This window comes from Bradyrhizobium sp. LeoA1Lang, assembly GCF_055413685.1.
In genome coordinates, this window is sequence record NZ_JBVAPG010000600.1 from 1 (window position 1) to 255 (window position 255).

At 62.7% G+C, this 255-nt stretch carries 1 protein-coding gene; it reads left to right on the top strand.

Features of this window, described 5'->3' with window-relative positions:
• Positions 1 to 255, top strand: a 255-nt coding sequence (locus ACZYOF_RS44655; protein WP_463719706.1) for a transposase, incomplete at both ends; no start/stop codon positions are given.

Sequence of the window (255 nt, forward strand, 5' to 3'; positions counted from 1 at the left end):
CGTCGACGTCCATTATCCCGACGCCGCCTGCATCCGTGTCGTGCAGGACAATTTGTCGATCCATAAGCCTGGGGCGCTGTATGAGGCCTTCGCGCCTGCCGAGGCCCGCCGCATCCTGTGCCGCCTCCAATTCCACTACACCCCGAAGCACGCCAGTTGGCTCAACATGGTTGAGTGCGAGATCAGCGTGCTTCAGCGCCAGTGTCTCGGCCGCCGCATCGACGACTCCAAAAGGCTCCGAAACGAGATCGCGGC